Below are 10,431 nucleotides of genomic sequence, written 5' to 3'. Positions count from 1 at the left end.
TTATAATCAGCAGAGAATTCAAAAAGGATTAGATTTTAAAACACCAAATCAAATGGCAGCAGACTTTTACAAGTTGGCTGCATAGAATCTACCAAGTGGAAGTATCCTGTTAATTCAGCACACATCACAAGCTATTGAGACTCCTTTTGATAAAGGTATGCCAGGTGGTCGTTTCTGGTATTTACCAGAGGTGGTTGAAAGTGATGGTGATAAAAAGCTAATTCTACCTGTACCACAAGTCATTGACTGGTTAACAGATCTACTAGGAACAGATGTAGACAATGTTGCCAACCATAGCCTAGATATAGACATTCAAAATTTACGACGTTCTCTCTATAACTGGAAGAATGGTACAAATACTATTCGTTACAGCTCTATTTATGAATATTTCCCAAAAGGGCTATGTTTAGATTTTGAAGGTGCCTTTACCCTAAATGAAACTATCACTCTGGATGAGCAATTTAATCAAGCATTAGCTTTTATCAACAAAAAGGAACTAAATGCTCAAAAGCTTAAATTTGAAATTCCTTTGTCTGAGGAAATCCTTACTCATATTTTGCAGGGGAACGTAAATGAAGAAGAAAAAACTAGATTAATTGAATGCTTATTAAATCGCTATTCAGCACCTTCTATAGAAGTTATTCGCCAACGCCTAATTGTTGCTAGTACAGTGCAGGATATTTATCACCGATTAGTCAAATCTCTGTGTCCTGACGTAGATAAGTATTGTGTTGACCTCAAAAAAAACAAAGTCCTACAACTATTTGCATTATATAAAGGTGTTTATAACCTTACTATCGAGGCATGGAGAAATTGTAGAGATAAAGGTGAATTTGCAGAAGATATGTGGTTTGAAGCTCATTTACCTGAATGGGATAAACAAAGCATATTTCTTTCAATTCTACCCTCTAGTAAAGAAACAGGTATTGATGAGCTAGCAACGTATCTGAGCTATAGCTTCCGTATCGATGCAAGCGATGTAATTGATGATGTAATTGATCATGATCCGGAATCATGTGCTGAAATTGCTGAACGCACTGTACGTAAACTCCATAACTTTTATGAAGAACAAACCAAAACTCAAGAGTTGAAAGCTCGCATGCAACAAAGCTCACCATGGAGAGCTTTACATAATGAACAGAATTACTGGGTAGTAAGTGGCGTAGCTCAGTCACCAGAGCTACCTATTCACTTGAAAGAAATGACCGCTAAGCGTATGAGAGAACTAGCTAATACGCCTATAGAGAAAATTCTAGTTGTTATCTCCGAGCTTGCTTACTATTTAAATGGTGAAAGTAAAAACAGACCTAAAGATTGTAAAAATAAGGTTGAAGCTTTACTTGATCAAGCAGAAAAAACCGAAGGATATGATTTATGGAAGTTTGCTATTTTACAGTACAAAGCTAAGCACTTATTGGCACAAAATAATTTTGATGAGGCATCAAAATATTTCAGAGATGCACTAGAAGAGAGTTTTAAAGGCAGTTATGGCCTAATGACTGGAGAAATTGCACGAGATTGTTTAGCTGTAGCAGTAGCGAATCAAAAACTTATCACAAACAATCACGAAAAATATTATCGTGAAATGCTTAGTGGTGGAATGATAGAAAGTGATCAAATTCCTTCTATAGAGGAAGTAGCACGTTGGGCATATTCTTATTTCTGGGAAGATCTTTATAAACCGTATCCTGGAATCAAGTCTCAACAACCACTTGGTCAAACTCTGGTAAAACCAGCTTTGGATAAACTTTTTCCTTTGCTAGAACAACATAATTTAGCAGGATTGAAGGATTGGCTAAATTCTAATAAAGCTTTGTTCAAATCTAATCTGCCTGACGTTGAAGGCAACTCAATGCTCATGCTGATGCTGAAGCTATTTCTCAAAGTTCAAAAAGTGATGGATGCTAAGATAGTAGAAGCTTGGGAAAACTTATTAAAAGATATTTTTGAAAAATATCCAAAACAACTGGATATTCCAGACCTAAAAGGTCAAACACCATTAATGTTGGCTGTCGAGGCTCGTGAAACGATGTTAGTTGAACAGATGCTAGTAGCTGGAGCCGATGCGAATATTCAAAATTATCAAGGGATGACGGCATTACATACAGCTTGTAAAATTAGATCTCCAAAAGTTTTTGATGCCTTCTGTACTGACTCTTCTGATTGGAATTTGAGAACAATGGATGGAAGATTACCGTTACATACTGCTTGTTGGTCTGGAAATATTTATGTTGTCGAAAAGTTAGTAGAATTAGCACCAAAACAACTTTGGGAAAAAGATCATGCTGGATTCACACCGTTAGAATTGGTTGAAAATCTGATTGAGAATTCTGAAGCACTGCAGATGTTAGAGCAACAAAGTAGAAAAAATGGTTATTCTTGTGGAACACAACAAGAACTTAAAAAAATTCTTGAAGTTCTAGAGCAATCTTTATCTATGAACAGCTAATTGCAAAACTGCCCTGTACATCAAAACGTACAGGGCTACATTATATTACTATCTATAAAATGCCGTTTTCTAGGGTTGATCTTAAGTAAGTAAAATTTAAACCAAAGAGAAATAATTACATTTTCAGTTTTCTTGTATAGTCGCAATTTGGATAGGTATTACATGCCATGAATGGTCCATATCTACCATTCTTTTTCCAAAGCCTTCCTTGTCTACATTTCGGACACAACCATTCAGGTGGTATATCACTGTTGATTGGTTTATGTTCATCTTGTGGTATATGAATAAATTCTTTGAAATTTTGGTCTTTGCAAATTTCTTCTAAAAAAACTGAACCACGCTCACCAATTAAATAAACTTTTTCCTTTGCACGTGTTAATGCAACATAAAACAAGCGACGCTCTTCAGCAAAGGCATATGTTTCAGGTTGTGGTAAAACTAAGTTCAAAAGAGGATCATCTTCCTTTTCAGAAGGGAATGCACTACCACCTTTATTCAAACCTACCAAAATTACATAATCTGCTTGCAACCCCTTAGATGAATGAATTGTTTTAAATTGGACATTACAGTTTCTGAATAATGGCAGTACATTATCTAAATTAGGCTTATGGTGGTTATACCGACCTAAGATATATATAGATTTTTTTTTCGCATTATCTAAGTTAGCTTCATTGATATCTGAAATGATTTTAATCAAATAGTTATGTATATCTTCATTCTTTGTAGAAAAGTTTATTTCAACCACTTTGCTGGTGGTTTGGTCAATGGCTTTGACCACTTTTTGCATTTGTGCTTTATTTTTTTGAATAAAACTACTGGCAATGTTGGCAATACCCTGATTAGAACGGAATGTTTGAGTCAACTGAGTTTGTTTAGTATAGCCGAAGACTTTTTCAAACTGAGTGAAAATACTGATGTCTGAACCTGCAAAACGATAGATTGCTTGCCAATCATCACCAACACAAAACAGTTTTGCTTCAGGAACTTGATTTAATAGAGCCTGAATAAAACGTGCCCTTGACTGAGATGTATCCTGAAACTCATCAACAATAATCAGTTTGAATGGACTTCTATATTTATTTTCATTGACCAGTCTGGCAGATTCAATCAGTAAGTCATCAAAATCACACTCTTTGTTTGAGCTCAAAGTTTCTTCATACTTTGCATAAACTTTTGAAAATAATTCCAAGAATAAGCTTTGACGTAATGTGAGGGATGGGTTTTCCAATAGTTTAAGCACACTGGCTTGATTGGACTTGTAGTGGCTTAAAAAACTGCCGTAGAGGTCATCAGCATTCTGTTCGTAGATGGAGAATGCTTTGGTATTAATGTCATTTAGACTACGCGGTTGAAATATTTGCCCACGTGTTTGAAGTTCATGTTCAAGCTTTTTGAACAAAGAACCTGTAATAAATTCATGAAAGGTGGTACTGATTAAATCAGTTTTATACTTCTGGTGGATTTCCGACTTCCATTTCATTTCATCCAAATATTTTTGTCCGAAATGAGCAGGCGGTTTGCCGTTTTGATCCACGGCATAGTGTTCTAAATACAGATTAATATCTGGGAAATAAAAATCGGGTTTGTACTGACGATAATTTTCATCTGCAGTTTCATGTTCATAAGCACGTTCATATTCGTAGGGAATTCCTTGGCTGTACAACCAGTTGGCAATGGCTTTTTCACCATGAGATTTAACGAGTTCACCTTGGTAGGTGACAAAACCATCTTTGAATCTGTCAAAAGATTGTTTTTGTGCTTTTTCCCATTCACTTCGAGTTTTGAATGCAAAAGGCGATAGTGGTGCTTTTGAATAAGCTGTTTTGAATAAAAGATATTTTTCCTGAAAATCAGGATCAGTTTCATTCAACTGTTGAATAATTCGATTAAGTAATGGTTGAGTCTTGCCTGCATGGTCAGATACGGACGGGCTTTTGCAGGTGGCTTTACCGATTACTCTTACTCCAAGCTGATGAAAGTTTAGTGCATCGATTTTCGTATTAAACTTCTCAAGAATAGCTTTTAGTCTTGAATTGATTCGCTCGTTAAGTTCTTCGCCAGCATTTCTATTGAATGCTAAAACCAATATTTCTTCAGGCTTATAAAGACCTGTTAAAAGGGCATAACCCACTTTCCCAATAATGGTCGAGGTTTTGCCCGAACCTGCCGCAGCGACCAATAAGTTGCGATCCTCAAAAATAATTGAAGAAATACGCTGTTCCTCAGTGAGAGGCGTAGTTTCAACCTGATCAAAAAAATCCTTAAATGCTACTAATTCACTGTCAATGAAACGTTTATTTTTGGCATCAATCGCATGGTTTGCTTTGATGGGAAGCTCGATAAACTGTTTTAGCTGTTCAAACAAACCTTGTTGAGGTGGTTCAAAGACAAAGGACTTGTCTCGTTGAATTAGTCTGTTGAATCGATCAACTTGATCTTTTGATCTTTGAGTAATATCTGATTTGAATAGTTGCGTAAAATGATGGGATAAATAACGGTTTTGTTGAATGAAGTTCTGGTATTCGAATAAATAGGGGAGCAGTGTTATTTTAATCTGTTCAGCATTTCTTTGGTTTTTTAGAAATTCAGCATCATTGTAAATTTCAGTCTGAAGTTTTTCTGCTTGAGCATTAAACAGACCTTTGAACTGATAATTCTGATCCTGTGTTTTCAGTGTGACTGTAGACCACATCCATCCTTTACGGATATAAGATTCTAAGACCTGCTCAGGGCTCAGTTTTACAATAGCGCCATCGAGTGAAAGTGTAAGCTCAGGAAATTCATATTTTATGCACCATTTGGTTGAACCTGCAAAAATATAGCTAAGTATACTTGGTCGAATTTCCATAATGTCCTAAAGAAAAATTATTAAAATAATGAAATATTTGCGAATAATTATAAAGTTATGAGATATTTTTTTCAGCAATAAGTATGGCTTTGTTGCACAAACATTTAAAATGTTAAATCGCCCTTATATGCCACGATCAACTCTATAGCCCAGTGAAGCAACAAACTTCGGTTCGCTTAAACACTGATGTTTTTGCATAGTTTATATCGGCATTGTTGCATAAACATTCAAAAGCTGGATTTCTCCCAAATCATTCAAATTTAAGAGACAACTTGGGTATGAGGTCTGCCTAATTAGGTAAATTTGTTCAGTACTGCCACACGTGCATGAAGTTCATTAAACTGGCTTTGAAAATTTCTTGATGTCAATTTATCACCTAACAATTTGATACAGTGCATTTTGGTTTCAACTAAACTTCGTTGATGATAGCCCGACCATTTTTTCCAAATGGTTCTACCCAATCGTCTAACGGTTTGAAGTAATTCAGTCCAAAGATGGGTTAGGTGTGTCTAGAATTTTGGTGGCTATTCAGATAACCAAAATAAATTTTATGTGGTCAAAAATTATCATTTATGAGGTCAGAAAAAAATAGTGAAAATTTCTTACCTGTGTAAAATTATGTGATCATTGAAAATGAGTATGGGCATGAATATTCCAAATAATTTAGTTAAATCTCTGACCTTTACAAGTGGAACTAACATTTTTGTAGTAGGGGATATTCATGGCTGTTATTCAATTTTATTTAAAGAGTTAGATAAATTAGGAGTTAATTTTCAAAAAGATATTTTAATAAGTGTCGGTGATTTAATCGACCGTGGAGATGAGAACCTGGAATGCATTACTTTACTTGACTATCCATGGTTCCATATGATTAGGGGAAATCATGAAGAAATGTGTATTTTAGGAAGAAAGGATAAGTCAATACGAGATATGCATTCTAGGAATGGGGGCGAATGGTTTTATAAGTTAAGCGAACATCAACAACAACAAATCGCTCAAAAATTTTCCGAATTGCCACTATTAATTGAAATTAACACTGGTATTAAAAAAATTGGATTTGTCCATGCTGACGTAGAAATCAATGATTGGGAACTTCTCAAACAGGATATTCAGAAAGGTAATTATTCTATTCCTGGGATAACATCTGCTTATAAAAATGCACTTTGGGGACGAGGTAGATTAAGAAATTATTCTGATCAATATGATGTTGTTACAAAAATTGATGAAATCTATCTAGGGCATACAATCGTAAGAGAACCTGTGCAAATTGATAATTGTTTTTATATTGATGTTGGTTCATTTTACACTAAAAAGTTATTCGTTAAGAAAATTTCATAAGCTTTCGTGAAATCGAAAGGGGATTGTTGGCTGCTCAATTTCAAAATGATTAAATAATCAATTGGTGATTTAGAGCGTAAACTTCGAATCGCTAAAAAGTTTAGATATAAAGTTGGCATAGTGGGTGTTGCAGAGAGTGAGTTTTTGTTGACAGCTCACGACTTTAATAGTCGAAAAATGGCATATTAAGATGACAGCAAGAATAGGGTTAAATAGATAAACTAAGACCCTATTTTTTTGAATATTTTGGGTTGATAAACTCATAAATTAAGGTCTAATAAATTTTTATTCATGCTACTAATTATAAGACTTTTTCAATCGAGTGCGTAACATTAGTTTATAACCAACATTGATAATGACTAAATATTTAATCATATAGAGGTAATTTTAGACTTAATGATGATTTTTATTATCCTAATGACATTAAATATTAAAAATGATAAAGTAAACTCATATTAGGAAAATTCTGAAATGGTGAAGCGATGAAATTTGGAGCATTGAAAACACCAGAAGCGATGGGGCGTGAATTAGGTGATCGACTAAAACAAGCACGACTTAATTTAGATCTTACTCAAGAAGAAGTCGGCTTATCGGCAGGCGTGAGTCGCTACACTATAAAAAATTTAGAACAAGGGCGAGGTAATATTCAGGATTTGATGGCTGTTTTAATTGCTTTGGAAAGCACTGATCAATTAGACCACTTAATGCCACCGCAACAGATATCGCCTATAGAATTATTGAAGCTAAGAGGTCGGATGAGAAAGAGAGCATCTGGTTCACACAACAAAACAGTATCGAACAAGAAAATTGACAAGACAAATAGAAGAGAAGAAGATTTAGGATGGTAGATAAAGTTGATGTAATTAAAGTTGTATACAAAGAATTAGATGTTGGAGCTTTAAGTTTTGATCCCACGACAGGTCAAAGCGCGTTTATATATATGCCAGAATTTGTTAGTGCTGGTATAGAGTTATCGCCTTTAATGATGCCTTTGCGGGAAAATTACATATATAACTTTAATGCTTTAAATCCTGAAACTTTCAAAGGATTACCTGGAATGCTAGCTGATTCCCTTCCAGACGATTTTGGTAATCGTATCTTAAATACCTGGCTAGCTTCAAAAGGACGTGCAGCAAATAGCATTACCCCAATTGAACGACTTCGTTACACAGGGAAGCGTGGTATGGGGGCATTAGGGTTTTTACCTGCTGAAGCTCGTGGAGAATTAAATGCAAATGAATCTGTTCAAATAGATGAACTTGTAGCTATTGCACAGGAAGTTTTATCGGCACGTAACGAATTTGATGCCGAACTGAGATCAGATGGCTCTGATGACCAGGAAGCGATGTTGTCACTCTTAAGCGTAGGAACAAGTGCAGGTGGAGCGAGACCTAAAGCAGTTTTAGCATTCAATGAGGATTTTACAAAAGCCAGATCAGGGCAGGCGAATGTTCCAAGGGGTTACACACACTACTTAATGAAATTTGATGGTGTAACCGAGAGGAATACCAACAAAGAGACATTTGGTGATCCTTTAGGGTATGGTGCAATGGAATATGTCTATTATCAAATGGCTACTGCCTGTGGTATTGATATGATGCCTTGTTATCTACTGCATGAAGGTGATAGACAACATTTCGTAACTCAAAGATATGACAGAATCGGGAATGAAAAGCTGCATGTGCAAACTTTAAATGCAATGGCTCATGTCGATTATAAGATGCCTGGATCATTTTCTTATGAAGAACTATTTCTTGTACTTCGCGAGCTTAAAATGACTGCTGTTGAAGCTGAACAACTATTAAAGCGAATGATCTTCAATATTGTGGCACGTAATCACGATGATCATGCCAAAAACTTCTCATTTATCCTTCGAGATCAGAAATGGGAGTTGGCACCTGCTTATGACTTAGCATTTAGTTATAAACCAGGTTCAATCTGGGTAGAGTCTCACTGGATGTCACTAAATGGTAAGCGCAGAGATTATGTATTAGAAGATATTCTTTCTGTAGAATCTTTAAGCCGAAAATTTACTCCTAAATATGTGCTAGAGGTTTTAAATCATACTATAGAGATTGTGTCAGGATGGAAGGATCTAGCTAAAGCTTCAAATGTTCCTGAAAAACTAATTGCTGAAGTATCCGAAAATTTGAGACTGAAGTTCTAATTTTAAAAATAGAACTCATGCACAAGAATTCCATTGTATTAGATTCCCCCCATAAAGATTAAATATTTTATCATTATTACCACAATCATACATTAATGATCATATTATTGATCATTATAGGGGTTTATTATTAACAGATATTATGTCCATCTCTTTCAAATTTTATAAGAAGACATCCTTTATTTAATAATCATTCAAGTGCTTGGTCGCTGTTGCATTACTTACTTGTGCTAGTGTTAATATTTGGAGATTTTACTAGATGATTCTTATGACCACTTAATATATTAATACCTTGCTCAGAATATCGTTTCAACCATTTGCGTAACGTTAGCCTAAAATTGCCGCATATCCGACAAACCAGGCCAGCATCATTGGTCTCTTCAAATAATTTAACCCATACGAGTCGTTGTTGAATTTCTCTGTTCGTAAATACCAATTATATTGAAATGATGACTATGAATCACACAAATAATCATATCGTTATATGAATTCAAGTAACCGATTTAAAGTATTAGTTTCAATCTGATGTTTTTTCAATTGATGCTCTAAAGAATTTCTAAAATTAAGGATCTCTCTTTCAAGTTCAGGTAATGAAACCAGAAGCTCTGCAGTATATTCAATTTGTGATGCCAATTCTGTTATTTTAAGATTTAACTCTTCAGTTAATGAAACTAGGATATGTTTTTTATCAACTTTAACTGATGTTTTTTTTATGTTTTTGAGTTTTTCTGTTTGACTATATAAAAATAATTTCTTCTTATAGCTTGCACGTTCAACGGCTAAATAACCGTGCTTTCTTAATAAATGAAGACAGGTATATGTCTGACTTCTGAGCTTTTTTCTTTCATGATAAGCAAGTCCTGGAGTATCGATAATACTCCAGAAATCTTTAGCTTCCCAATCGACAATTTCGCACAAATTTAGAATTTCTAAAAACTCTTCACCTAGCGGTAAATTAAAATCAAACATATTTGCAAGCAATAAACTTAAAAGAGGATTATAAGCCGTGGATATATAATCCTCAAATAGGGATATTTCTATTTTTTATACATACGACTTAGAATGTCAGAAATATCTTTAAAAATTGGTAGTATTATTCGTAAAATACGGGTAGAAAAGGATATAACACAAGAGATGCTTGCTTTACAGTGCAATATAGATCGTAGTTACATGGGGCGTATTGAACGTGGAGAGGTCAATCTAACTGTAGAAAAGCTCTACATAATAGCCAAAGTCTTAGGAGTAGATGTAAAACAACTACTCCCTTAGAACACATTTTATCTTTTAAATAAATATCTTGCCAAAATGTGTTCAATCTCAACGCTAGACTTTACTTTTACTTCATCGATGATTCTGATCAGTAACTCTGTATTTTTGTGTAATTGCTTTTCTAAAGCTTCAACTTGATATTGTAAATCCTTATTTGAATTACTTAGGGCCTGTCTAGTTTTTCTGTTTACAAACAATTGTTGATCTTTTGTTTTAAAATTTAGCGATGAAATTTGATATGTGCTGAAAAAAGCGGAGACTTTAACTTGGTAAACTATACTTACTCATCAGGAGTTTACCATGAGAAAAAAGCAAAATTTTTACACGTCAGAATTTAAAGCTGAAGCCATAAAAGTAATT

7 protein-coding genes and 2 pseudogenes are annotated in these 10,431 nt (G+C 34.5%); 5 read left to right on the top strand and 4 right to left on the bottom strand.

Annotated features, from left to right (window positions below; translation table 11 throughout):
• The first annotated feature begins 157 nt into the window (after window positions 1–157).
• Window positions 158–2,449 (top strand): ankyrin repeat domain-containing protein, encoded by a 2,292-nt coding sequence (locus KUG37_RS14225; protein ID WP_216938072.1) that lies wholly within the window; start codon window positions 158–160, stop codon window positions 2,447–2,449.
• Window positions 2,450–2,564: 115 nt separating this feature from the next.
• Here KUG37_RS14225 and KUG37_RS14220 read toward each other — a convergent pair whose 3' ends face one another.
• Both KUG37_RS14220 and KUG37_RS14215 read right to left on the bottom strand, forming a co-directional pair.
• Window positions 2,565–5,297 (bottom strand): UvrD-helicase domain-containing protein, encoded by a 2,733-nt coding sequence (locus KUG37_RS14220; protein ID WP_216938074.1) that lies wholly within the window; start codon window positions 5,295–5,297, stop codon window positions 2,565–2,567.
• 293 nt (window positions 5,298–5,590) lie between these two features.
• Window positions 5,591–5,782, bottom strand: a pseudogene (locus KUG37_RS14215) (IS5/IS1182 family transposase); the annotation flags it as partial.
• Window positions 5,783–5,942: 160 nt separating this feature from the next.
• Between KUG37_RS14215 and KUG37_RS14210 the strand changes: the two are divergent.
• The 3 genes from KUG37_RS14210 (at window position 5,943) to KUG37_RS14200 (ending at window position 8,802) form a co-directional block, all read left to right on the top strand.
• Complete coding sequence (locus KUG37_RS14210; protein ID WP_216938076.1) at window positions 5,943–6,635, top strand: metallophosphoesterase; 693 nt, start codon at window positions 5,943–5,945, stop codon at window positions 6,633–6,635.
• 482 nt (window positions 6,636–7,117) lie between these two features.
• Window positions 7,118–7,483: a helix-turn-helix transcriptional regulator gene (locus KUG37_RS14205; protein ID WP_062035453.1), complete on the top strand. Its 366-nt coding sequence runs from the start codon at window positions 7,118–7,120 to the stop codon at window positions 7,481–7,483.
• The gene (locus tag KUG37_RS14200; protein WP_216938078.1) at window positions 7,477–8,802 is read left to right on the top strand and encodes a type II toxin-antitoxin system HipA family toxin; all 1,326 of its coding nucleotides are present in this window, start codon (window positions 7,477–7,479) and stop codon (window positions 8,800–8,802) included. The genes KUG37_RS14205 and KUG37_RS14200 overlap by 7 nt, the downstream gene beginning before the upstream one ends.
• 286 nt (window positions 8,803–9,088) lie before the next feature.
• Here KUG37_RS14200 and KUG37_RS14790 read toward each other — a convergent pair.
• A pseudogene (locus KUG37_RS14790) lies at window positions 9,089–9,238 on the bottom strand (IS481 family transposase); the annotation flags it as partial.
• A 44-nt stretch (window positions 9,239–9,282) separates the two neighbouring features.
• Window positions 9,283–9,771 (bottom strand): hypothetical protein, encoded by a 489-nt coding sequence (locus KUG37_RS14195; RefSeq protein ID WP_216938079.1) that lies wholly within the window; start codon window positions 9,769–9,771, stop codon window positions 9,283–9,285.
• A 93-nt stretch (window positions 9,772–9,864) separates the two neighbouring features.
• Here KUG37_RS14195 and KUG37_RS14190 point away from each other — a divergent pair, with 93 nt between their 5' ends.
• The gene (locus KUG37_RS14190; protein ID WP_216938080.1) at window positions 9,865–10,071 is read left to right on the top strand and encodes a helix-turn-helix domain-containing protein; all 207 of its coding nucleotides are present in this window, start codon (window positions 9,865–9,867) and stop codon (window positions 10,069–10,071) included.
• Window positions 10,072–10,431 lie beyond the last annotated feature (360 nt).

Origin of the sequence: Acinetobacter sp. BY419 (assembly GCF_019038395.1) — a bacterium.
Classification (GTDB): Bacteria; Pseudomonadota; Gammaproteobacteria; order Pseudomonadales; family Moraxellaceae; genus Acinetobacter.
The sequence above is the reverse complement of the archived record's forward strand: the minus strand, read 5'-3'. Positions and strand labels throughout refer to the sequence as shown.